A 25,374-nucleotide genomic window follows, 5' to 3' on the forward strand; every position below is an offset into this window, starting at 1 on the left:
TATTTCTCAATAAAAATTATAAAAAAGATAGTTACTAAATTTTGCTTTATCCGTAACACTTTCGCAAGTCCTCTTGAGCCTGCGTGACCGTCAAATATGTTTTAAATTTATGCGATTCTTGCAAAGATCTTAACCAGGTATATTGACGTTTTGCCAGTTGTCGTGTTGCAAATAAAGACTTATCCTCCATTTCTCGTTGTTTTTCGTTACTTCTGTCACTTTTTTGTATAAATTCTAGAGCTTGTCGATAACCAACTGAGCGCATGGATGGTAAATTATCATTTAAATCGTATTTTTCAATCAGCCTTTCCACTTCATGTAAAAATCCGATATCCCACATAGTTTTTAGGCGTTGTTCGATACGCTTATGTAATTCTACACGATCAGGCAATAAAGCATGATTATGAAAAGTGTAACGATAGGGTATATTTTTGGGTTGCTCGGCTTGTAGTTTTGTAATTGGCTGTCCGGTCAGCTTAAATACTTCCAGGGCGCGGATGATGCGTTGTTTATCAGTGACTTTAAATTTCTGACCCGCTAAAACATCAACTTCACATAATTCCTGGTAAACAGCTTCCCAGCCTTCACGCTCTGCTTTAGCCTCAATTTCAGCACGTACCGCATAATCTGAACTGGGCAAATTACTCGACAATCCTTCCAATAAAGCCTTGAAATACAGCATGGTACCTCCGACTAAAATCGGAGTTTTACCGCGCGCATGGATATCATCAATCAACTCACAGGCATCTTCTACAAACTGGGCAGCCGAATACACTTCCAAGGGCGTAATTATGTCGATCAGATGATGTGGATAGCGCGCCTGTTCCTCTTTAGTCGGTTTGGCGGTACCAATGTCCATGTCCTGATAGACCAGCGCAGAATCGACAGAGATCAGCTCAAAATGACCTTGCTCATAAAGTTCACATGCCAAAGCGGTTTTACCACTTGCAGTTGGTCCCATTAAATTGATGACCGGCAATTGATTCGACATGTACAACTACTCTCCTCGAGCAAAAAGTTTATCTAATTGTGAAAGTGGAAATGCACGCCAGGTTGGACGTCCATGATTACACTGACTGGCAAATTCAGTTTGTTCCATTTGACGCAGTAAAGCATTCATTTCCGAAAGACTTAAGATACGGTGTGCACGTACAGCACCATGACAAGCCATACCTGCTAAAATTTGATCGCGCTTTTGCAGCAATCCCTGTACTTCGTCATTGGGATCGAGATCATTAAGTAATTCAGGCACTAAAGCCGCAAAATCGGCCTTGTGCAAAATAGCGGGTACTCCGCGTACAATCACCTGCTCATCACCATACTGGTCAATTTCCAGACCCAGACGTGCCAACTGTTCTTTCAGATCATCGACCCGCATGGCCTGCATACGGCTGATGCTAATCACTTTAGGAATCAGCAATTGCTGTGATGTCCAGAACTCGGGTTTATCCCATGCCGCTTTCATTTGCTGCAATACTATGCGTTCATGTGCAGCATGCATATCGACAATAATCAGGCCTTCAGTATTCTGTGCCAGAATATAAATACCATGCAACTGTGCAATGGCAATACCGAGTGGATGCTCATCGACATAAGTTGATTGTTGTTTTTCTATACTACCTAGGCTATTTGTTATAGAAGATTGAACATCCGTTTCTTCGCGTAATGGTGCAAGATAGCTTTTTAAGGCATTATTCAGCTGCTGTGAGCTTGCATAGCTATGTGCTGCTGTCGATGATGACGCATAATGCACCGTTTGCGGACTGCTGGAATTAAAATCACTGAGCAAATCCGTGGAAATTTGTGCTTCTGGTTGTGGCGTATAGGCATCTACCGCCTTATGCAGTTGAAATTGTTCCTGATAACGCGGCTGAGGTTGTAGCGAAGCCATCTGGTCTGCTTCATCTTTTTTCATTGCTAAAGCCAGCTCAGCTGTGGCCGTTTGAAATTGAGACAACTTTTCTTTAGCAAAATGCCTTACAAATTCATGAACTTCACGCTGATTTAAAAACCGGATTTCGTGTTTAGTAGGATGTACATTGACATCAATATTTTCAGGATCGACTTCTAAAAATAGCAAATAAGCAGCATGTTGATGACCATGCAGAATGCCGTCATAAGCCATACGCAAGGCATGCGAGATGGTTTTATCTTTGACAATCCGTCCATTCACATAGACATATTGTAAATCTGCTTGTGCTCTTGCATCTGATGGATGTCCTAGCCAGCCAGATAGGCGCATATTAATACTGTCGGCATCGATCCAGTAAGCATTCTCGGTAAATTGTCGGCCCAATAATTGCTGTACACGCTGGAAGCGCAGTTCACCACTATCTGCAACCGGCAAATTCAAACGAATAGTGTTGTTATGTTCTAAAACAAAACGGATATCAAAATGGGTTAGGGCCAGACGACGGACAATCTCTTCAATATGACCAAATTCAGTGCCCTGTTTTTTTAAGAACTTGCGACGTGCCGGCACATTAAAAAACAAATCCTGTACCCGAATATGGGTGCCTTTTTGCGTTGCGACCGCTTGAATTTCCTGATGATCAAAAGCCGTACCATTGACTTCAACCTGATAGCCCACTCCTTCATCGTCTTGACTGCTGCATAGGGTTAGCCGCGAGACTGCGGCAATAGAGGCCAAGGCTTCACCACGAAAGCCCAAACTGACAATGGCATGCAAATCATCTGCCGTTTGAATTTTACTGGTGGCATGACGCATTACCGCCAGAGCCAAGTCTTCAGGATGAATGCCACGGCCATTGTCAATAATTTCAATTAAGGTGCTGCCACCTTGCTCAACCCGAATAACAAGCTCCGTCGCACCCGCATCAATCGAGTTTTCCAGTAATTCTTTGACTACAGACGCGGGACGTTCAATCACCTCACCCGCAGCAATCTGGTTCGCCAGTGCAGGATTAAGGGTATGAATACGACGCAAGCTTATTACATCATCATGCATTGTTAAATTGACTCGCTAAGGCTTGTTGTAATGCTTCAGATGAGAAACTTAAAGTTGCGCTACGTGTTAGCTCATCTTCAGACTTTTCAATATTGATGATCAGATCCGGCTCTGGTATTTCATCACCACCTTTGGATGGCCATTCAAATAAAAATAGCGCATTCGGTGTTTCCAAATAGTCACGAATGCCCATCAACTCAAGTTCATAAGGATCATTTAAACGGTATAAATCGAAATGGAAGATGTCTTTTCCATGAATATTATACGGTTCTACCAAGGTATAGGTCGGGCTTTTTACTGCCCCTTTGTGCCCCAAACTTTGCAAGAAATAGCGGGTAAGCGTGGTCTTGCCTGCACCCAAATCACCAATTAAGTAAATCACGCCCGCGGTAAAATGCTGTGCCAAAACCTGTGCTAAATTTTGGGTATCGTCTTCATTGTTTAAGGCCAGTTTAAATGAATACTGCATATTACTCACGACATGATTTCAAATACCAATTATGATAGCATCGCACCGCTTTATTGCCCATGCTCGCACTTGCAAATGTGTAACTTTTCCTACATTTCCTTGTAAATATTATTCATTTTGATTAACGACAGATTGATCCAAGACAAATCACATGACCAGCACTGAATTTATTCCCCCCATGCTAGATGGCGTAAGCGCAAGCAAAGTCTTTCTCCCTAAGATTACCCCAGCACCGAACAGTGTCTTTCAATATCTATGTCAGCAGTTTCCACATATTGCCCAGAATGAATGGCTGCAACGTTTTGCCGATGGTTTAATTTATAATGCCTGCGGTCAGCTACTAAACTGTGATGCGCCTTATACCGAAAATAGTCATGTGTTTTATTACCGTTTTTTAACTCATGAAATACCTGTTCCTTTTGAACATGAAGTTTTATTTGAAAATGAACACTTGCTGGTGGTCGATAAACCACATTATTTAACCATCAGTCCGACCGGACAATATGTGCAAGAAACTTTGCTGGTGCGATTAAAAAAACAGACTGGCAATGAGTTTTTAACTCCGATTCATCGGCTAGACCGCGAAACTGCAGGTGTGGTTTTATTCTCCAAACAAGCCTCTACACGTGCAGTTTATCAGGAGATGTTCGCCAGACGTGAGGTGAAAAAAACCTATCATGCTATTGCACCGTTTCATGCCGATTTAGCATTTCCCTGTTATACACGTTATCGCATGGAAAAAGGCCAACCGTTCTACACCATGCAAGTGGTTGAAGGAACAATAAACAGTGAAACAGAGATTGATTTAATCGAGCATGATGCAGCATGGGGAAAATATGAGCTAAGACCAACCACTGGAAAGCAGCACCAACTTCGCGTGCACTTAAACAGTTTGGGTATTGCCATTAAAAACGATCCCTTTTATCCGACCGTACAACACAAAAGGGAAGATGATTTTTCTGCTCCACTTCAGCTTTTAGCCCAGCATATTGCTTTTTTTGATCCTCTTTCCCAGCAGGAGATGGCTTTTTCATCTCATTTTGATCTGACATTGTAATATGCTTGTCATTACAAATTATTTTGGTAAATATGGTGTATGAATATTGAAATTACATTAGATTTGATTAAAATAAATGCTGAAAAGTTAAGTAATTAGACGTATTTAAAAAATCATGAGAAAAACCGAAGTTTATCAAATACGACTTGATTCCCAAGAAAAAAAACATGCTTTTGCGGTGTTTAAACAATTGGGCATTACGCCAGCACAAGCAGTACGACTATTTTTCAGACAAGTCGTATTAACAAAATCCATTCCTTTTTCTATTGAAAATCAAAATATTAATCTTGATCAACTGAATAGAATCCGCAAATTAAAGCAACAGCAAACAGAATTAAATCTGCCCGTTGATCAAGGCAGGGATATAGATCAGGAATTTGATCTGGATGATGATCATTTAGACTTGTTTGAAGAGCTGAATGCGATTTTGGGCGAAAGTGACAAAACTTAACAGTGTCGCATTTACAAACAAAATTTAGAAAAAATCTTATATAAACTTAGGTATGCTTCATGCAAAGACAATAAAAAAGCATGGAGTATCGCATGATCGTAAGACGCGCAACTTTAGAAGATTTACATCCCCTTGCTGTTTTATTCGATGAATATCGCCAATTTTACGGTGCTTCTTCCAATCTTGATTTATCTTATCAATACTTAAAACAACGTTTTAAAAACCAGGAAAGTATTATTTTTATTCACGTGAAAGATGATGTCTTTACCGGTTTTATTTTACTGTATTTGGGTTTTTCTTCAGTATCGTGTTCCATTTATTATATTCTGGATGATGTTTACGTCACCCCAACTTATCGTCGTCAGGGTTCCGCTAAACAACTGATTGATACTGCTATTTTATTTGCCCGTCATGAAAATGCGATTCGTATTAGCCTGGAAACACAAAAAACCAATTATAAATCACACCAGCTGTATGAAAAAATGGGTTTTGTCAAAGATAATGAATTTCAAATTTATCATTGTTTCCTTAAATAACGATTAAACCGTCATTCGTGTCTTGGCCAGTTCCACCTGTGCGGCGCTGAGATAGATCCACTGCCCTTCTTCCAGATCAGTCAATTCCAATGCACCAATTTGTTGACGATGTAATTGCTCAACTTTATTGCCTACCGCCGCCAGCATTCGTTTCACCTGATGATAAACGCCCTGATGAACGGTAAACTGCAATTCATTTTCTGCAAGTTGCACAAGCTCCGTTGCAGCAAAAATACCTGATTCGTTGCGTAGTTCCACGCCCTGCTCCAGTTGCTGGATTTGTTGTGCTGTCACAGGATCAGCCGTATGCATGCGGTAAACTTTCGCGACATGTTTTTTCGGATGGGTTAAGGCTTGTAAAAATTGTCCATCATCGGTAAGTAATAACAGTCCACTAGTATCCTGATCCAGACGTCCTACACATTGCAAGCCACGATTCATCAACACATCATCAAACAAATCGAATACGCTAAAATGATGGGTGGCCTGATGTGAACACTCATAACCTTGCGGCTTATTTAAAGCAATATAAACCTTTTCCCGATAATCAAACGTTTCGCCATAGACGCTAAAAGCTAAATCTTTTAAATCCAGTTTATGTTTTGGATTGCTGATGACTTCACCGTGAATGGCAATCGCTCCGTTTTTAATGAGCTGCTGGCAATGTTTACGCGAACCAAAACCCTGGGATTGCAACATCTTTTCCAACAACATAGACCTGACCTTTTACTCTCACGGAATGCGCATTCTATACTGAAATGAGGGCTATTTTTATTGTTCCTGCTTTTTCCGGCAAATCTTCCATCAAAACCTTATACAATAGCGATGATTTATAAATTTCTCCCTTTAAATAATGTCCCATCTAGATTTAAACCTGATTGTTCTACTGGTGTTATTGGCCTGTGGTATCTTTAGCCATAATAGTGCCGTGACCATTGCTGCAGGTGTGCTGATTGTTTTTCGCATTACCCCGCTGAATGAATATTTTCCTTATCTGCAACAACATGGGTTAAATATTGGCATTATTATTTTAACCATTGGTGTGCTTACGCCGATTGCCAGTGGCAAAATTCCCGGCGATGCCATTTTAAAATCCTTCTTAAGCTTTAAATCATTGCTTGCCATCGCCATTGGCGTACTGGTCGCATGGTTGGGTGGACGTGGAGTGAAACTGATGACCAATCAACCCGATGTGGTTGCAGGTTTACTCATCGGAACAGTTGCAGGCGTTGCAGTATTACGTGGTGTTCCGGTAGGTCCTTTAATTGCCGCCGGGATACTAACCCTGTTTATTGGACATTCTTAGATTCTCAAATCTTAAGCCTGCAAATCAGCACTTATAGGTCTTCACCTCAAGAACTAGGCAGCTTTTCGAAATAAAATGCTGGTTAAAATCATGCCAATCAGAGACAGTGTTGCCATTAAAATTCCCACCCAAAACCACGAGCCTGTGGCCAGTACAATTGAGGCAATTAGAGGCGGCAACAGAAATTGCGATGTGGCGGAAAATTGCAAGACCAACCCGATTGTGGTGGTAATGGCAATTGGCTTTGCGGAAAAATTTAACACTTGAGAAAACACAACCGCTGCTACCAAACCGCCAAATAATGAAAAGCTCAAAACCAATATAAATTGCAGAATAAAGGGCAAGAATTCGCGTAATAGATAAAAACTCAGGGCACATACCATTAAGTTAGCAAAACCGGTTTGGACTAAAGTTTGAGGCCGAAAACCACGCTGTAACAGTAAGCCACAGGTAAAGGTACCAATGGCATTGGCAATTGCCACCATAGCAGTTAAGGCACCTGCCATTGCTAAAGAAATTTGATATTGCTGATAAATACTGGGTAAAAAACCGACCAAACCAAACCATTGCCCAGCATATACACCAAAAATAATGGCCAGAATCCACGCGGGAGGATGTTTTAAAGTCATTTGAATTAAATCGAAAATCGCAACTGACTGGGTATGAGTTTGCGCTGTGGGAATAATCACGTAAATCACACAGGCCAAGGCGAGCGATAATAAGCCAAAACAAATCCAGACCCCTTGCCATCCGATGCTATTGAGCAGAAAGGGAGTACATAACAAGCCTATTCCCATCCCGCCTCCCATATAGGCGCTCCACAGCCCCATCTTGGCTTGCAACTGCTCAACAGGAACCAATTGGCGGACAAAAGCAGGACCACTTAAAGTAATCAGTAAAAATCCAAAACCTTCTACCACACGCAGTGCCAGCAACGCCGAGAATTCCTGCACAAAACCACCTGTGAAACTGGCGAATGCGAGTAAACTCAAGCCCAATAGTACACAGCATTTTAAGCCAATTTTAGCGGTATAACTGCCCAGCACGAGTGCCATGCACATACCAGCAACTTGCACCAAGGACAATAAAAAACCGGCTTGCACCAAACTGATGCCTAACTCGGTTTGTAGTACAGGAACCGCAGGTGGCAATTTCCCGACATGCATAGCAGCGACAAATCCTGCTGCAATAATCCATAAATCTTTGCTCAGCCAATGCACGGAACTCACAACCCTCTCCTTCAGCGATTCCAGCGCCAGACTAGCAAGAATAAAAACGATTTTTTATCGTTGATTTATATCCACTTAGAACTTAGAACAATCAGTCTGGTATTGACTCATTCCATTAGAAATTTCATCTGGAGTTTTGAACCTGTGCAAAATTCAGCACACCCTTTTAAACAGAATAATACTGATTACGCTTTTGCGAGAATTTAGCCAGTTGCTTTAAGAAACCTTCAAAATAACTTTTCTCTTTCTCTTCAGTTCTATAGCCCGCATACAAAGTACGGCGCAAACCTGTAGAAGATACACAGTCTAAACGGCGTGAAGTCACCCAGCCTTTTTGCTCATATTCATTTACCACCCAGTCTGGAAGTGCCGCAATACCGCGACCACTGGCCACTAGTTGAATTAACATCTGAGTTAAATCCGTGGTTCGGACCTGTTTCGGCTGAATATTCGCAGGAATAAACAGTTTCGCCATGATGTCTAAACGGTGTTTATCGACCGGATAAGTAATTAGGGTTTCATCAGCCAATTCTTGTACGGTGATGCGTTCGGCACGAACTAAAGGATGGGTATTGGATAAGACTAACCGCGATTCATATTCAAAAATCGGGAAATATTCAATACCTTTTAAAGCAATCGGATCTGCGGTAATCAGCAGATCAAATTCTGCATTTTGCAGCAGTTCATGCGGATTGGCTTCAAAACCTGAAGCAAAATCCAGGTCTACATCCGGATATAAATGACGATATTGATTGAGTAATGGCATCAACCAGTCAAAACAGCTATGACATTCCGAAGAGAAAATAATTCGCCCTGTTTGCCCATGTACAATGCGGGTAATGTCGGTTTGGGTAATCTGGATTTGCGGCAATACATCATCTGCCAATTTGAGTAATCGCTGCCCCACATTCGAAAAAGTCACCGGACGGCTACGACGATTCACCACTTCTACCCCATACCAATGGTCCAGTTCTTTCAGTTGATGGGAAATTGCAGATGGCGTTAAACACAGGTCATTGGCAGCAGCCACCAGTGAACCATGCTCACGTAAGGCAGTTAAAGTTTTTAAATGGCGAATTTCTAGCATGAGCAAGGGTCCAGCAAAACATCGTTTTGCCCTTGCGCAAGACTTACAGCTAGGCTGGAAGTGCGAAGGACAATAAAAAACAGCTTTGCCTGAGCGCAAGACGAGAAGCTATGCTTCGAGTGGCAAGAACCAGGCAAAACTTAAAATAAATGAAAACCATGAATTTGACTGTATTTTTTTCTATTTATCTGAAAACGAATACTCAAATTCAGCAACTCATAAATGAATATAATTCACTATACCATGGAATTCATTAGCCTGTTTCATGTTTGATTTTATCCGATGATGTTTTCAACAAAAGTGATCTGTCTTTAAAAACATCATGGCCACTGCTGTCCCATAGTTGAAGTCCATGTGTTAAATTCGCGAGTGTGGCAGGGATGCCACACATTCCCCATTCCTTGCGCTGCGTTTTAAAGCAGTGCTTAAAACTGGCTCAGGATGTTGTGTATGGGGAATAAAGACTTTTCTTGCGAACTTCAAAATATATTTTGAGTTCTCATTTTGGTCTGTCAAAAGTAGGGTTTTAGCCTACACAAAGCCATTTAAATTTCTAAAGAAAAGACAAGGCTGTGAAAAATATAAATATCAGATACTTAAAGATAAAAAATCATTATGCTGATTCAATACTAAAATAAAATTCAAATTATGGAACAGCAATAGCATCATGGCTCTTATTTTTCATATTTTGGGCTATGCCCGTATTGGGGCAAAACGCGAACTTAAATTTGCTGAGCAAAGCTACTGAAAAGGCAAAACCACACCAGCGAATTTTTTGGCTACAGTACAAGCAGTTTTTAGCGTCAAATTGGCAGTCTCAAATCGGAAACTGATCTACCTTAATCGCTGTGGGTAAATTTTTTATCACCGTATTGTGACGCATGCGGTACGTTTAAAAATATGCTTGTGAATGTTGTTCAGATGATGCTGACATCGATGTATATAAAACCACTTTAAAATTCGTGGATGGGCAGAAACTAAAACAGCGCGGGCAACTTTGGTTGAAATGGCGAAAGAAGTTCGTAAAGAACTGGAAGCTGAAGCAGCATAATCTATAGAGAAGAGCCATAGATTTTCAAAAAAGAGAGTAAAGTAAAGATAGCTCCTTTATAGGGACTATTTTTTATCATCAAATTCATGATGAGCTAGCTAAATTTATAATATTGTCCGGTACTAAAATCATACAGTCTGATGGTCGAGCCTGAAATGGTGATTTCATAATAACTTGAGTTGCCATAATGATAACCTTCGTATTTTTTTATGCCTTTCTTTTTTAAACTGATAAATTCGCTATGACCATAATCGTAGAGGTTAAATTCCCGACCAGTGTTTCGTCCCTCAAAAACCGCTGACCGCTGGTAATCATACAGTTTTGCTTCTTGTGCATTTACATTACCGCTGATTTGAGGATATGCACTTTCATTATAATCATAAATATTTGATTTATGATTGCCAAATTCCAGCTTGGCCACCACTAAGGCAAGCGCTGCTCTTTGATACTGTTTCATATATTTTCCTTTGAGTTTTTATTATTTTAAGTCAGTGAAAAAATCATCCTGTTTTTTTCACTTTACAAACTGATCTAGATTGTTGTTATTCAGAAACAACATAACAAATTATTTTTCTGACTCAAAGTGATAATTGTTATGAGACTTTACATTTGCCCATATTCTTGCTTGTACTCGCAGCAACATAGACATTCAAATCTGTCATGGACACAGCCATTCAGTAACGAATTATTAGAAATAATTTATCCTTAAACACAAGCTTGATCAGCAATTTCATGGAAGAGTTTAAGCATTAGATCTCTTTCATAAATCAAAAAATGTTCAATATTAGATTTTTTTTAAATCATCACGGCCTCAGTTGATTGATTTAGTTTTTTTACCTTTTCGTAGGCAATCTCTCTACTTTTGAAAGGTCAAAATGAGGATCTCAAAATATATTTTGAGTCCGCAAGAAAAACCTTTTATTTCCCATACACGACATCCTGAGCCAGTTTTAAGCCCTGCTTTAAAATGCAGCGCAAGGGATGGGAAACGTGTGGCATCCATGCCACACTCATGAATCTAATATCGACTAAAATCTATTTTCAATTTTGGCTTTACGAACAAGTTTTAGTTTCTAAAATGATTTATGAAAGAAGTCTATTATTAGCTATTTTTTAATCCGGTAATTTTTTCCCACAATGTGGGCAATAGGCATATTGCTCGCGTTCTTGCTTCAATGCTTCTTCTCGTTGCTCGCGCAGCAACTGGAAAATAATATTGCGCGTTTGCTCTGAAGTGAGTCCCACCTCTTTACGCATACTTTCTATTTTTTCCTGATCATTGAATAGATCAATTTCAGAACTTTGCAATAACTCTCTAAATTTTAATTCCAGATTCTGCTTACGCTGTTCCAGTTCATAGGTCAGGCCGGTTGCCAAGATACCTGCCGGTAAAGCGGCCAGCCCCACGCCTAAAATGGTAATCAGTGCGCCCAGAAAACGACCTAATGGCGTGATAGGCGTAACATCTCCATAACCCACAGTGGTCAGGGTCACCACTGCCCACCACATTGAGGCAGGAATTGAAGTAAACACATCAGGCTGAGCTTTACTTTCTACCACGTAAATACAGGCGGCAGCCATCACAATCATGATGCTTAAAATAAAGAGGACCGCCTGAAAAGACCCTTTTTCACGTTCAATCACGCGTAATAGAATTTGTAGGGAGACAAAATAACGTGTCAATTTTAACAGTCGCATGAGCCGTAAAATTCTCAAGAAGCGTAAATCAATAGGCACCCAGAAATTAATATAAGCCGGCAAGATGGCAAATAAATCGATGATTGCTGCACCACTTTTGACCCAGTTCAGGCGATTCTTCCAAGCACTATAAAAGGGATTTTCTTCGGCAACTGACCAGAAACGGAGTAAATATTCAAACGAAAAAATGAAGATAGAAAAGTATTCGAAAAAATCGAAAAATGCTGCATAGGATTGATACACGTCATTTACCGACTCCAATAATACAGCTGCCGCATTACCCAGGATCAGTAGAATTAAAAAATAGTTGATCGTCCGACTAAACCTGGTTTCGTAGTCTTCATTATGTAAATTGTTATAAACGAATTTTCTTAGTGTATACCACGTGCTAAATGCCATAGCCGTACATATTGTAATTTAAAGGCTGTAGTTTAACCCAAGTTTGCAAAGATGTAATGAGTGAAAAATCATAGTGTATTTGTCACTCACTAATTTAGCATTACTTTAATTTATTCAAAAAATTATTCAACAAAAAGTAGCGCCAGACGAACCTGGTCATAACCCATACGCGGACTGGTCGCCTCAACAATCGGACGCAGCTTAATTACCCCATCTTCACTGAAATGTTCCGGACTTTGACGCTTCATTAAGCGTTTATAAATTTTTCGTACTTGCTCTACAACTTCTTCACCTGGATGAGCCACCGAAATATCTAACCCTTGTTCTTTATGCAGTTTCGCCAGATGATTAATAATGGTCGCTGGTGTTAAACCACGCTCTACGGCAATATCCTGAATTTCATAGCCTTCTTCAAAAAGTTCCCGTGTTTCATCCAGTGTAGCCGTGGCATAATTGGTTTTACCGCCACTCTTGGCAATTTTCTTTTCATTACGCTGAATTTCAGTTTCATTCAGGGTACCGCCACAATGACGGATAAAGGCCTTATGCTGCGGGCTTAAATCGATCAGTGCAAAATGATTTTCCGCTTCTTCTGACAATTCCTGAAAACGGCGATCGGCCTTAATAGCCAAACTATCCAGTTCCAGCGCCTGAGTATTCATACCTAAAAGTTTCAAGCCATTTAAAGCTTTTAAACGTGATAAAGCCACATAGCCCTGACCTTTCTCAAAGGTATGCGCCAGGTTGATTTCAGCCGCTTCCAGAGTCATGCCTTGTGACTTATGAATGGTAATGGCCCAAGCCAGACGTAATGGAATTTGCTGAAAGCTGGCAATGGTTTTACCGGCATCATTATCGACCGACCAGGTTTCAGGCTCAACCACCAGTACCGTACCATCGGTCAATTTTACTTTTGGCAAAATGCCGTGTTCATCATCTTCTTCAAAGCCAATCACTTCGCCCAAACTGCCGTTGATATAGCCCATATCAAAGTTGTTTTTCACAAACATCACTTTGGCATTTTTCTTTAAGGTGAGATTTTCAGGCGCACGAACTGAAGATTTCAAAGTTTCGATCAGCTTGTCATTGCCATCACACACCGCATCAAATTGACGTCCATCTGCATCAATGGCATTCAAATGCTTAAAGTTGATGCTATCCACATCCATATTGTGGGTATATAAACGGGTAAAGGTTTCGCCAATATCCTGATGACGGGTTTGTTCCAAGGCCTGAAGATGCTCGGTGCTAATGCTCTGACTACGAATGGCATTCAAGATGTCATTTAAATAGTCATTGCCCTGACGGTGTTGCTCGGTCAGATAACAGACCCGAAATTTCGCCTCAACCCAGGCATCCGACATAAAGCAAAATTTGTCACGGTTGCGTTCGTCATTTTTACCTACCGGCGGTAACTGGAAAAAGTCACCTGCGACAATCACCTGAATCCCGCCAAAAGCTTCATCACTTTCTTTAAAATATTTTAGAACCTGATTGACCAGATTCAGCTGCTTGGCATGCAGCATGGAAATTTCATCAATAATCAGTACCTGGGCATTTTCCAAATGCTCTTTTAGGTATTTGCGTTCCTTCATGTTTTTCAGGTCGGCATCTGCCAGAAAATCCTTGATGCCAATTCCGGCCCAGGTATGAATGGTCATGCCATTCATATGCGTTGCCGCAATGCCTGTGGATGCGGTAATGGCAACCGGCACTTTACGCGCTTTCAAATAATTGATGTACTGATTGAGTGTATAGGTTTTCCCTGCACCAGCCGAACCTGTTAAAAAGACATTTTCGCCTGCTTTTAAAAGCTTGAGTGCAGTTTCTTGTTTCATAAGACCTATAACCATAAATTAACGGCTATAGCCTACCGATTTTTTCCCTAAAAGTTAAGCCCAGAAAAAAGTTTAGCGACAGCCACTGTCACTTAAATGGCGCAAATTGCAGGTTTAACCAGGAGATAAATTGCAGCGCGATATTCACAAAAAGGTATTCAGTTTTTTTATTGTGCGGATATTCCAGCTGGTCATAGATCAATTGACCATCCCGCAGGTAACAGCCTAAAGTCATATGCAGCTTGCCGGTTTGCGAGACCATATGAAAAGCCACATACTCTCTTTCAATAATGCGCTGTGCATAGCTTGCCGCCAGACAATTCTGACATCTATGCGACTCTTCAATAAGACGGTCCAGATCTGTCAATTCTTCAAAGCTCCAGCTGGAAAAGTGCATGACTTTTTCTGGCATCACCGGTTGCCATACCACGAGTGCATAATTTTTCTTGAGCTGGCTGATAATTTCCTGCTTTTGAATGTAACTATGCCAATCCGTTGCCTGATGATAAAACCCGATCCAGCTGGTACTTTTTGGTACAGACTGGTTATCCTTAAAAAATTCGACCAGATAATCCCGCACATAGGAATCAAACACAGACACCCGGATGTGCCGACTACGCAAATAAAACACCTGCCGGAACTCATCCAGCTGCATTTTGTAGCGCTGCAAAACCGTATAAAACTCACGATTTTGATGGGTTTCCGGCCGGATATACGCCATTAAATCATGACTAAAATCTTGGGTGATTTTATACAGATGCAGCATATAGGCTTGCATCACCCGACTTAGGCGCAAATAGATTTTTTTAACGGTTTGTTCATTGCCTTTGCTGACATTACGCATGAGTTCCATCCATTCATCCAGATATAAAATGGAAGGGCTAATGGCAATGCGATGATCATCCAGCGCTTGATCTTGCCCTTTCAGCACCACACTATAATTATATTCATGCTCAAACCAGGCTTCCTGCATGGCAAAATAGTGGCAGCTATGAATAAACATGCGGGCTGAACAATGCTGAAAGTACTGCAAGGTGGCCAGAATGACTTGCGAATGAACCTGACTGCTATCGACAAAACTTAGGGCCGTGACTGCTACCCGCACACTGCTCTGTTGAATATTGCGGCTCAACCAGTCCAGAACCTCCGTAGACTGTTTAAACAGCCAGTTTGCCGCACGCGGATAATCAAATAACGGTAATTTTGCTACTTTCTTTTGCCAGACCACGGTCGAAGCATCGAGGAAATTCTGCTTAGAAAGTAAATCATCACGCTGCCAAAGTTCACGCCGCATTAATCGCACAAAACCAAGTAAGGCAGGTTGCTCCTGGGCATGCCGATAGAGCAACTGGATATCATCCTGATGCTCCATTAACTCATGCAAGTTAAAGCGCTCTTCAAATGAAAGCGCCATAATGCGATACATGGCCGCAGGTAAAAACTGCGCAGCACTAAAACAAAACTCATCCAGTGCTTCGATTAAGGACTGGATGGGTAAAAATTCATCGCCATAAACCCTTTGCACGGAACAGATCTCTTGCAACAGCTGGATCACCGCTTCAGGCAATGCCTTTTTATTCACTACAGAATCAGTCAATACAGCAAAAGAATAAATATTGGCTTTCATCATTAGCTGATCAATAATTTCAGCTTCCGGCAATGAAAGATTTTTCAAATAAGAGCTCACTCGCTCTGCTCCATGCACCCACAGGTACACTTGATCCAGCAATAGCTGTCGCAGCTGTTGGGATTTTTGTCGCAAATAGAGTGAATGTTGCGGCTTTAAATCATTGGTTAGAAAGTACAGGTCATGCAGAATAAATTCTTCTAATAATTCAGCTTTCTGCCCCAAGTAGGTAAAATCACAGTGCAAAATGCTTTTCAGGCCCGACTCTGGTGCATGAAATTGCAGTTGAAATAGACCATTAGCGACTTGTACAACATGGCGCTCCTGATCGATCCGAAACATATTTTGCGCATTCAGATGTCCCACCAAATGCAGCTGATCTTGAAAAATATCATTTAAACTTTTAGAAATTCTGAGTAACTGTTTCGCAATCTCTTGATATTGCGGTACTAAACTTTCCTGTTCCATACTCGCCCCAAATTAAACTTATCAGTCTGGATAAATTATCGCCTCATCCAGATAATGTATGCTGACTTTAGAATTTAATCAAACTTGCTCGATAATCATCCTAGTTTGATTGTTTAATAATTCATTAGACTTCATAAATCATTTTTCAAATACTTCAAGCCACTGTTAAATCTAAAATTTAAATAGGTTTTTAGCAGGTATTAGAGCCATGACTGTGGCATGGATGCCACACGTTTCCCATCCCTTGCGCTGCATTTTAAAGCAGTGCTTAAAACTGACTCAGGATGTCGTGTATGGGAAACAAAAGGTTTTTCTCGCGGACTCAAAATATATTTTGAGTTCCTCATTTTGACCTGGCAAAAGTAGAGGCAATGCCTACACAAAGGCATAAAAAATGAATCAATCAAATGAGGCCGTGCTGATTTTAAAAAATCAAATATTAAATATTTGTAAATTATCCATTATAAAAAACTATAGAAATAAAAGATTCACCGAGCCTACTCAAACTCTCTCAACTTCACGCTGTTGTTTTAAATGAGCCAATCAATCCTGCATAGATTTGCTGCTGGATTTGGTCACGAAAATCCTGTAATTGCTGCATATCTTCAATATGCGCTAAATTTTGTCGTGGCATAAACTGAAAATAAAAAGCTAAGCGTTTTGGAATCATATTTTTAGGCAATGATGGAATCACATCACCATGCCTCAGCAGTTTATCCAGCTGTGGAACCTTGAGCAGTTTCTGGAACCAGTGACTCTCCACAATAAGATTGGCATCAAAACCCAGTTCAAAGATTTCATCTCCGCCTAGCGCTGCAAACGGAACAATATCATAGTTAAATTCTTGCGCCAGTTTTAGGAAACCGTAACGCTGTTTCCAGATCAACTGATAAGCCTCACCTTTTCTTTTCAATACCTCGCGCCCACCACCAGGAAAGACCAGAATAGAATAGCCCTGTCGCATCGCTGCACGGATATACTCCTTTTCACCGTCCACCGCACCAAATTTCTTAAACAGGGTGCGCCAACCCGGCAAATAAAAATGGCCATGATCAGCAATACTGACCACAGCCACTTTATGATGATTATATAAATAATCAATCAGCATCGGTGAATCAAACACCCCTATAGAGTGTGATTCCCGACATACATTGCAGGTTGAGAAGCATATATATGTTCAGCACCAACAAAGGTTGGCGTGAAATACAGTCTGGACAAGGTACTTAGACGCTTGATCCATCTTGCATCATGCTCAACCTGCAATATATTGTTCCTTATTCAACAACGTGTTTTTGCACAAGAACCGAACCTACAGAATAACCTGCACCAAATGAGCAAAGTACACCGTACTCGCCATCATTCACTTCATGTGCAGTACGGTGCAATGCAATGATCACACCTGCAGAAGAGGTATTGGCAAATTCATCCAGAATAATTGGCACGAGGGAACGGTCCGCATCTTTACCTACCACATATTTTAAAATGAGGTCATTCATGCTGGCATTGGCTTGGTGCAACCAGAAACGTTTAACGTTAGTGGGCGCAATTTCATTTTTCTCAAGTTGCTTGGTAATGATTTTAGCAACCAGTGGACACACTTCTTTAAACACTTTACGACCGTCTTGACGGAACAATTTGTCGTCCACCACCGCATCTTCACTACGGTTTAAATAACCGAAGTTGTTACGGATGTTGTTTGAGAATTGGGTAAACAAATGCGTATCTACAATATCAAAACCAGTTTTAATGGTCGTATCTTCAATAATCGATGCGGTAGCCACATCACCAAAAATGAAGTGACAGTCACGTGAACGGAAATCCGTATGACCAGAAGTAATTTCCACATTCACCAACAATACACGGCGCGCACCGCTTCTGATTGCATCCGCAGCCTGTTTTAAACCGAAGGTTGCAGCAGAACAGGCAACGTTCATGTCATAGGCATAGCCTTGAATGCCCAAAGCAGTTTGAATTTCAATCGCTACAGCAGGATAAGCACGCTGGATGTTTGAACATGAAAGAATGACCACATCGATATCTTCAGCGGTAACACCGGCATTTTCCATCGCCTGTTTAGCGGCAGTTACGCCCCATTCCGCTTGAATAGAAAGTTCGTCATCGCTGCGTTCACGTAAACGTGGATAAAGACGCTTAGGATCGAGCACACCTGATTTTTCAGCAACATAACGGCTTTTAACACCGGATGCTTTTTCAATAAATTCTGCATCTGAACCGCGACGCGCTTCAATCTCACCCGCTGCAATTTTGTCCGCGTTGTCGTGGTTAAACTGTTCCACATAAGCATTTAAACTTGCAACCAATTCATCATTGCTAATGGATTCTTCTGGATGATAAAGACCGGTACCGGTAATACGAATGCCCATGTAAAACTCCCGTTAATTTTGCGCTCTGTTAATTAATGCCCAATTGATTCCATACTTTTTGCAGGCGGGTTGGAGAAACCGGCATTTTTGTTTTCATTGGTTGTGAGAACAGGGAAATACGAAATTCTTCGACCATAAAGTACAGATCTTTCAGGCGAGCGTCATTTTTAAACTTAAACAATTTTTCCATCCATGGGTCAACTTGCTCAATGGCAGAATTATCCCTTTGCAGGTTATTGGGCAAGCGTTCTAGACGCAAGACCAAAGCCTTTAAATAGCGTGGAAATTCTTGCCATATATCGGAAGATTTGACATACACACAGTTGGAAAGACTCATTAAATCAAGCTGATCTTCAAGATCATCAATATTTTTTCCAAAGATAGAATCGTCTAAAACCAACAATTTCCGACGAATATCCTGCCACTGGATATAAATATCGCTCAGTATAGATAATGCCACTTGACCATGAGTTAGGAAAGATTTTTTTACATTTAAAATCAAGTTTTGAAACTCTTCAGCATTGACAGGAAGATCATTTATTGTCATCTGAAGTGTGGCATAAACTAACATCTGCTCCAGTTGGGCCTTATCACCCAGAGGCGAATAAGCCAAAGCCAGCGGTTTGGAAATCTGTTTTTTCAGTTGTCGAACCAAATCACCCAACTGCATATAAACCAGTCGAATCACCCCTTCACGATGCTGTTTAATGGCTTCAGCCTGATCATTAAAGGTTTGAATCACCACGCCAGATTCATCTTTGGCATCAAGTGCTGCAAATGTTTTGGTCGGTACCAAAGCCTGATATTGCTTCACTACCACACCAGTGATTTTCTGTGAGGCCTCAAAAGTAAAATTGTCGGGGAAAGTTTTAAACTCACCTTTCAGCTGTTTGACCGGACTATGAGTTTCTGTACGGCAACGCGCCTTAAGTTCCGCCAGATCACGGCCTTTTTCAATTACTCGGCCTTTTTCATCAATCACTTTAATGAACGGCAATAAATACTTGTCAATCCGCTCAAAGGAAAAATCTTTTTCACTGACCTGATCACCACGTAGCTGAAAAGCCAAGAAGCTGAAAATATGCTGGCGTAAATTTACCGCATCTATTGCTTTCATCAGCTTACGTGCTGTGTCCGGAATCGGTACCAGATTACGGCGCTTGTCTTTAGGCAATGATTTTAATAGTGCTTCAATCAAATCTTCACGCCAGCCCGGAATGCCCCATGACCAGATGTTTTCATCGACCTGTGGCAATGCCTGTACTGGAATTTTAACCGTTGCCCCATCTTCATCATGGCTCGGATCAAAACGGTAGCTCGTTGCCAGACGCAAAGCGCCATTATGCAAATAATCCGGAAATTGCTGGGTGGTTGGTTGGTCATTTATCCACAGCGCATCATCTTCCACAAATAAATAGCGTGGATATTGCGGCTCGACCGTGGCACGCCAGTCTTCAAAACTACTGCGGCTGGCGACTTCTTGCGGCACTTTCGAAGCATAGAACTGATAGATGGTTTCTTCATCCACCACTAGGTCACGACGACGCAGCTTATCTTCAACCCGTTCGACTTCTTCCAGCTTGAGTAAATTATGTTTTAAGAATGGTGGCGTAATGCCCAGATTGCCTGTGGTTAAAGCATCGCGCAGGAAAATTTCATGTGCCGCAGCCTGATCAACTTTTTCATAATTCATCAAACGTTTCGGTTCGATAATTAAACCAAACAAGGAAATCTGGTCATAAGCGTTGACAATCCCGGCTTTCTTCGACCAGTGCGGCTCGAAATAGTGATGCTTGAGCAAGTCACGCGCAGCCAGCAAAATCCATTCCGGTTCAATTTTGGCCAAAGTTCGCAGATAAACCTGTGAGGTTTCCACCATTTCAAAAGCCATCACCCACGGCGTATTGGTCTTATGCAAGGTTGATGCCGGGAAAATCCGTGCTTTTTGTTGGCGTACTGCCATGAATACATTACGTTCATCGGTCTTGTTGGCAATAAAGGAAAGCAAACCGGTCAGTAAAGCGCGGTGCAGATTCTCATAGCTGGCTTTTTTATCATTGAAAGATAGTTTTAATCCCTGCGCCAGCTCAGATAATTGCTCATGGGTCTTTTTCCATTCACGTAAGCGTAACCAGCTTAAGAAATGCTGCCGTGCAAAATTACGACGTTTGTTTTCATTCATCGATGCCCGGTTATTTTGCAAGGTTTCCCATAACTTGATGTAGAACAGGAAATCAGAATCCCCTTCCTTAAATAAGGCATGTTTCTGATCGGCTTGCATCTGTTTATCGGCCGGACGTTCACGTGGATCCTGCACAGCCAAAGCTGCGACAATAATCAGTACTTCATTCAGCACACCAAAATGTGCGCCACCCAAAATCATGCGTGCCAGACGTGGGTCAATCGGCATCTTCGCCATTTGTTGACCGATTTTGGTTAAGAAACCTTCCCCTTTAGAAAGTCTCCCTTTCTCAAAGGGAGATTTAGAGGGATTTTCTTTTTCTTCTTCAACTTTAGGAGAATTTTTCTCATTCATCGCCCCAAGTTCAATCAGCAGCTTGCGACCATCATTGACCAAACGATGATCAGGTGGCTCAATAAAATCGAAACTTTCCAAATCTCCCAGATTCAGACTTTGCATCTGCAAAATTACCGAAGCCAGGTTGGTTCGTTTAATCTCGGGTTCGGTAAATTCAGGACGGCTTTGGAAATCTTCCTCACTATACAGCCGGATACAGACACCCGGTGCAATACGACCACAGCGACCTTTACGCTGGTTGGCCGCCGCTTGAGAGACGGCTTCAATTGGCAAACGCTGTACCCGTGAACGATAGCTATAACGTGAAATACGTGCAAAACCGCTATCAATCACATAGCGGATATTCGGCACAGTCAGCGCCGTTTCAGCCACGTTGGTGGCAATAATAATCCGTCGACCACCACCACCAGTACTGAAAATCTTTTGCTGCTCTGCTATGGCTAAACGTGCATATAAAGGTAAAATTTCGGTATGTCGTGGACCATGCTTTTGCAAGATTTCTTGCAGTTCACGAATCTCCTGTTCGGTACTGGCAAAAATCAGGATATCAGCATGTTCGGGATGGCCTTTTTGCTGGGCATCGGCAAAGCATTCTTCTACCGCTTGCACCACTGCACGCGGCAGGTTTTCTTCAAAGTCGTCAAACTCATCATCATCACTACCGCCAATGCTCATTTCCGAAACAGGACGATAACGCACTTCTACAGGAAAACTACGACCTTCGACTTCAAAGATCGGCGCATCAAAGAAGTAATTACTAAAGCGGTTTACGTCCAGCGTTGCTGAAGTAATGATGACTTTTAAATCACGACGCTTAGGTAAGAGCTGTTTGAGATAGCCCATGATGAAGTCGATATTCAGCGAACGCTCATGTGCTTCATCAATAATAATGGTGTCGTATTTGGTTAAGTAGCGGTCATTGGCCAGTTCTGCCAACAAAATACCATCCGTCATTAAGCGGACAATGGAATCCTGCGAACCCTGTTCATTAAAACGGATTTTAAAACCGATCGACTCACCCAGCTTTTCCCCGACTTCTTCGGCAATACGCTGTGATACGCTACGCGCAGCCAGTCGTCGTGGTTGGGTATGACCAATCATGCCGGTTAAACCCCGGCCTGCCAACATGGCAATTTGCGGCAGCTGAGTGGTTTTACCGGAACCAGTTTCCCCAGCCACAATAATCACCTGATGCTGTTGAATTGCTTCAATCAACTTATCTTTATATTGAGTAACAGGCAGGTCTTGATTCAGTTTGATATTCGGAACACGTGACAAACGTTCACGAACTTTATGATTCGATTTTTCTAATAATTCCTGATATTGCTTTTCATTGGCATCTTTACCTTTGCGAAGTCGATTTAAACGATGACGGTCACGTGCCATGACCCATTGATCTACATTTAAATGACTGACCACAGATAACTTATCCCAAAACAAAAAAATTGAACTGAGTATTTTACGCTGTAACGTCGCAGAGAGAAAGCCAGCAAGATATTTATTCATGCTGTTTTAAATACAAGAATATTTTAAATCCTCTAGCTTTGAGCATAATTCAAGCGATCAAGTAGCACTTGATCACCAAGTGTCGCCTAAGCCAGGATGATGAGAAATCAGTAAAATTGATTCATCCTAAAAACAAATTTAATTTTTAAAAAATTTACCCTTGAATTTTAGTGCATGAACCTTCATGTTGTTAGACAAGCTGAAGAACTGCGCTTTTGTCATTCAATCATCATGCTTAGATGATTGAATAGATAGATAGAAGAATCAGATTTGGTGGAATTGTAGGCTTTATATTAGTTAATTCGGTTTTTCCGATTTCAATAATATAAAAATACTGTTTCAGCAATAACAAAAATTTCGCTATCCTTTTGGAAATCAAATACAAACCTCAATCATGGAGACAATGATGAGCTTAATTAATACAGAAGTTAAACCATTTAAAGCAACTGCATTCCAAAATGGTCAATTCATCGAAGTAACTGAAGCTGATCTTAAAGGCAAATGGTCTGTAGTATTCTTCTACCCAGCTGACTTTACTTTTGTTTGCCCAACTGAATTGGGTGACCTTGCAGACAACTATGCTGAATTCCAAAAATTAGGCGTTGAAATCTATTCAGTTTCTACTGACACTCATTTCACTCACAAAGCTTGGCACGATTCTTCAGAAGAAATCAAAAAAATCCAATACGTAATGGTTGGTGATGCGAACTGGACTCTTGCTAAAAACTTCGACGTATTAATCGAAGCTGCCGGTCTTGCTGACCGTGGTACTTTCGTTATCGATCCAGAAGGTAAAATCCAGATCGTTGAAATCAACGCTGGTGGTGTTGGCCGTGATGCTCAAGAACTTCTTCGTAAAGTTAAAGCAGCTCAATATGTTCACGCTCACCCAGGTGAAGTTTGCCCAGCTAAATGGAAAGAAGGCGATGCTACTTTAGCTCCTTCAATCGACCTAGTTGGTAAAATCTAATCTGTATTAGATTGAACTGATTCAAAAACCACGCTTTTTAGCGTGGTTTTTTTTTGCTATTAGTTTTTTGGCTATTGATTTGTTCTTAAATTAATCTGCATTTGCATTTCAGACTTTATAAATACACATTTATGCGTATTTAGTAGACTATGAATCGTCCGATCAAAAGACATCTACCACATGCTAAACATCATCATCGTGAAGTTTAAAGGTGTGCTTTGACAGTATAGATTTTAATCGGTCTAGTTTGTGTTGTATTTGAAAATAACAGGACACTAAATCTTAATTCCAAGCTACCTTTCGGCAATTATTTCTGTTATACATCAATGATGACCTTATCAGTATGGTCATGCTCAGTAAGACATCAAATGGCTTTGGTCATATAAAAAATGAGGTGCTTATGGGAACACAAATTGCTGTAACTTTTTGGAAATACAGTCCGTCATCACGTTATCTTAAAATTTTTTATAATAATGGTTCAGCTGAACTCTATCACCCTGTTCCGGAATTCATTTATAATAACCTGCTTCGCTGCACTGATAAGGCAGCATTTGTCCATAAATATCTCGAATATGATTTGCACTTTACCCGGGTTTCGATTGATTAAAAAAATCAGGGTTTATCCCTGATTTTTAAACACCATGAATTAATTTTTTTATTTATAACAAATCATAAATAAGCCAGCACCAATAGACAGGGTCATGCTCATAAAACGTTCATCACCTTTTACCAATTCAATAAACTGTTTAACTTCTGCTGCATGCGATATCACATTATCGACAAACATGACTCCATTTTTGGGATGCAGCATATGCTGCAAATACTGCCAGTAATCAACATAGGTATCCCGTTCCGCATCCAACAAGATAAAGTCATATTGCTGTTCGGCATTTTCAAGAAAACTTTGCGCATCCCCCACCCAAAAATCAATCACTTCACTTAATTGCAGTTCCTGGGCATATTGCTGAGCTTGCCGGGTACGTGCCGGATCAATTTCAAGAGTCTTGACATGACCGTGTGAAATCTGCGCTGCATTGGCCAGCCATAAAGTCGAATAACCGGTTGAAGTGCCAATCTCCAAAATAGCCTTGGATTGCTGCAGGCGTACCTGCATGGCTAAAAATAAAGCAGAGTCTGGCTCGATATTTCGATAACGCTGGATACGATCTTTTTGTAAGGCATCAAATTTAATAAATCCTTGATACAACTCATGCATTCGTTTTTGGAATGTCGCACTCATACTCATCGTAGATATCTCTATTTTATTATTCTGTTGAGTCTAGCGTTTATCGATGTCTTTAATCCAGCTTATGTCGTTTCTTGAATTAATTTAAATCTTGGCACAACTTCACCATTCTCGAGGGTGACCGTTTCTTGAAACATGGTTAAAGGACGTACCCACATTGAATAATCGCCATATAAACATTGATAAACCACAAGTTTCTCAGCCGTTTCGCTATGGGTGGCAACATGGAAGACCTGATATAACTTGCCTTTATAGTGTTGATAAATTCCAGATTTTAGTTGCATTTTTATAACCTTGTTAGAGCATGATGCCATCATAATCAAAATTGCTCTGAAGTATGCAATCATTTATAAAAAATGCTTTAATTTTGATTAAATACTTGAATATTCACATTAAACCATCATCTATTTGATAGAACATCATTCGTAAATAAATTACCAATCTATTAAAGCGATTGTTTTTATATAAATGAATTGTTTTACCTATTTATAATTTTAGCCTACTATGGCTTTATTAAATAAGCATTTACTCCCTTGGAGACGTTA

The 25,374-nt window shown here is 40.8% G+C and carries 21 protein-coding genes and 1 pseudogene; 6 read left to right on the forward strand and 16 right to left on the reverse strand.

From position 1 onward, the window contains the following. Positions 1-46: 46 nt before the first annotated feature. From miaA to tsaE, 3 genes are read right to left on the reverse strand one after another with little or no spacing between them, the layout of a single operon-like run. Positions 47-991: a tRNA (adenosine(37)-N6)-dimethylallyltransferase MiaA gene (gene miaA, locus WAE57_RS03945; protein WP_337708426.1), complete on the reverse strand. Its 945-nt coding sequence runs from the start codon at positions 989-991 to the stop codon at positions 47-49. Positions 992-997: 6 nt separating this feature from the next. Further along, entirely contained in the window at positions 998-2,968 is a 1,971-nt protein-coding gene (mutL, locus tag WAE57_RS03950) for a DNA mismatch repair endonuclease MutL (RefSeq protein WP_337708428.1), read from the reverse strand. Further along, positions 2,961-3,437, reverse strand: coding sequence for a tRNA (adenosine(37)-N6)-threonylcarbamoyltransferase complex ATPase subunit type 1 TsaE (gene tsaE, locus WAE57_RS03955; RefSeq protein ID WP_337708490.1), 477 nt, complete (start codon positions 3,435-3,437; stop codon positions 2,961-2,963). Before tsaE ends, mutL begins: the two co-directional genes overlap by 8 nt. 151 nt (positions 3,438-3,588) lie before the next feature. Here tsaE and WAE57_RS03960 point away from each other — a divergent pair, with 151 nt between their 5' ends. The 3 genes from WAE57_RS03960 to WAE57_RS03970 all read left to right on the forward strand — a co-directional run bounded on the left by WAE57_RS03960 (position 3,589) and on the right by WAE57_RS03970 (position 5,481). After that, complete coding sequence (locus WAE57_RS03960; protein WP_337708430.1) at positions 3,589-4,494, forward strand: pseudouridine synthase; 906 nt, start codon at positions 3,589-3,591, stop codon at positions 4,492-4,494. Positions 4,495-4,609: 115 nt separating this feature from the next. Further along, positions 4,610-4,945, forward strand: a complete 336-nt coding sequence (locus tag WAE57_RS03965; RefSeq protein ID WP_337708433.1) for a type II toxin-antitoxin system RelB/DinJ family antitoxin — start codon at positions 4,610-4,612, stop codon at positions 4,943-4,945. A gap of 92 nt (positions 4,946-5,037) precedes the next feature. After that, positions 5,038-5,481 carry a GNAT family N-acetyltransferase gene (locus WAE57_RS03970; RefSeq protein WP_237787169.1) on the forward strand — a complete coding sequence of 148 codons (444 nt, stop codon included), beginning with the start codon at positions 5,038-5,040 and terminating at the stop codon, positions 5,479-5,481. Positions 5,482-5,484: 3 nt separating this feature from the next. Here the strand turns inward: WAE57_RS03970 and WAE57_RS03975 are convergent, their stop codons facing one another. After that, positions 5,485-6,195, reverse strand: coding sequence for a 16S rRNA pseudouridine(516) synthase (locus tag WAE57_RS03975; protein WP_337708436.1), 711 nt, complete (start codon positions 6,193-6,195; stop codon positions 5,485-5,487). A gap of 136 nt (positions 6,196-6,331) precedes the next feature. Here WAE57_RS03975 and WAE57_RS03980 point away from each other — a divergent pair, with 136 nt between their 5' ends. After that, complete coding sequence (locus tag WAE57_RS03980) at positions 6,332-6,787, forward strand: DUF441 domain-containing protein (RefSeq protein WP_337708493.1); 456 nt, start codon at positions 6,332-6,334, stop codon at positions 6,785-6,787. A gap of 53 nt (positions 6,788-6,840) precedes the next feature. Here WAE57_RS03980 and WAE57_RS03985 read toward each other — a convergent pair whose 3' ends face one another. From WAE57_RS03985 to hrpA, 10 genes and pseudogenes are all read right to left on the reverse strand, one after another. Then, positions 6,841-8,016 carry an MFS transporter gene (locus WAE57_RS03985; RefSeq protein WP_337708438.1) on the reverse strand — a complete coding sequence of 392 codons (1,176 nt, stop codon included), beginning with the start codon at positions 8,014-8,016 and terminating at the stop codon, positions 6,841-6,843. Positions 8,017-8,182: 166 nt separating this feature from the next. Beyond that, positions 8,183-9,103 (reverse strand): LysR family transcriptional regulator, encoded by a 921-nt coding sequence (locus tag WAE57_RS03990; protein ID WP_237787166.1) that lies wholly within the window; start codon positions 9,101-9,103, stop codon positions 8,183-8,185. 1,145 nt (positions 9,104-10,248) lie between these two features. Then, positions 10,249-10,611 (reverse strand): hypothetical protein, encoded by a 363-nt coding sequence (locus WAE57_RS03995; RefSeq protein ID WP_337708442.1) that lies wholly within the window; start codon positions 10,609-10,611, stop codon positions 10,249-10,251. A 399-nt stretch (positions 10,612-11,010) separates the two neighbouring features. Continuing rightward, the gene (locus tag WAE57_RS04000) at positions 11,011-11,157 is read right to left on the reverse strand and encodes a hypothetical protein (RefSeq protein WP_337708444.1); all 147 of its coding nucleotides are present in this window, start codon (positions 11,155-11,157) and stop codon (positions 11,011-11,013) included. 110 nt (positions 11,158-11,267) lie between these two features. Continuing rightward, entirely contained in the window at positions 11,268-12,251 is a 984-nt protein-coding gene (locus tag WAE57_RS04005; RefSeq protein WP_337708446.1) for an ion transporter, read from the reverse strand. 122 nt (positions 12,252-12,373) lie between these two features. Beyond that, positions 12,374-14,089 carry an AAA family ATPase gene (locus WAE57_RS04010; protein WP_337708448.1) on the reverse strand — a complete coding sequence of 572 codons (1,716 nt, stop codon included), beginning with the start codon at positions 14,087-14,089 and terminating at the stop codon, positions 12,374-12,376. An 88-nt stretch (positions 14,090-14,177) separates the two neighbouring features. Beyond that, positions 14,178-16,184 carry a hypothetical protein gene (locus WAE57_RS04015; protein WP_337708450.1) on the reverse strand — a complete coding sequence of 669 codons (2,007 nt, stop codon included), beginning with the start codon at positions 16,182-16,184 and terminating at the stop codon, positions 14,178-14,180. Positions 16,185-16,685: 501 nt separating this feature from the next. After that, a pseudogene (locus WAE57_RS04020) lies at positions 16,686-17,447 on the reverse strand (lysophospholipid acyltransferase family protein). A gap of 11 nt (positions 17,448-17,458) precedes the next feature. Beyond that, on the reverse strand, positions 17,459-18,568 hold the full coding sequence (locus WAE57_RS04025) for a beta-ketoacyl-ACP synthase III (RefSeq protein WP_237787161.1): 1,110 nt from the start codon (positions 18,566-18,568) through the stop codon (positions 17,459-17,461). Between the two features lie 28 nt (positions 18,569-18,596). Then, the gene (gene hrpA, locus WAE57_RS04030) at positions 18,597-22,526 is read right to left on the reverse strand and encodes an ATP-dependent RNA helicase HrpA (RefSeq protein ID WP_337708494.1); all 3,930 of its coding nucleotides are present in this window, start codon (positions 22,524-22,526) and stop codon (positions 18,597-18,599) included. Positions 22,527-23,019: 493 nt separating this feature from the next. Between hrpA and ahpC the strand changes: the two genes are divergently transcribed. Both ahpC and WAE57_RS04040 read left to right on the forward strand, forming a co-directional pair. Next, on the forward strand, positions 23,020-23,583 hold the full coding sequence (ahpC, locus tag WAE57_RS04035; protein ID WP_086175987.1) for an alkyl hydroperoxide reductase subunit C: 564 nt from the start codon (positions 23,020-23,022) through the stop codon (positions 23,581-23,583). A gap of 400 nt (positions 23,584-23,983) precedes the next feature. After that, entirely contained in the window at positions 23,984-24,190 is a 207-nt protein-coding gene (locus WAE57_RS04040) for a KTSC domain-containing protein (protein ID WP_337708496.1), read from the forward strand. A gap of 48 nt (positions 24,191-24,238) precedes the next feature. On the opposite strand, the gene WAE57_RS04045 is transcribed toward WAE57_RS04040, so the two are convergent. Together WAE57_RS04045 and WAE57_RS04050 are read right to left on the reverse strand one after the other, a co-directional pair. Next, positions 24,239-24,829, reverse strand: a complete 591-nt coding sequence (locus WAE57_RS04045) for a class I SAM-dependent methyltransferase (protein WP_337708454.1) — start codon at positions 24,827-24,829, stop codon at positions 24,239-24,241. 62 nt (positions 24,830-24,891) lie between these two features. Then, positions 24,892-25,113 (reverse strand): DUF1653 domain-containing protein, encoded by a 222-nt coding sequence (locus WAE57_RS04050; RefSeq protein ID WP_337708457.1) that lies wholly within the window; start codon positions 25,111-25,113, stop codon positions 24,892-24,894. Between the last annotated feature and the right edge of the window lie 261 nt (positions 25,114-25,374).

Origin of the sequence: Acinetobacter sp. NS-4, assembly GCF_037402435.1 — a bacterium.
Classification (GTDB): domain Bacteria; phylum Pseudomonadota; class Gammaproteobacteria; order Pseudomonadales; family Moraxellaceae; genus Acinetobacter.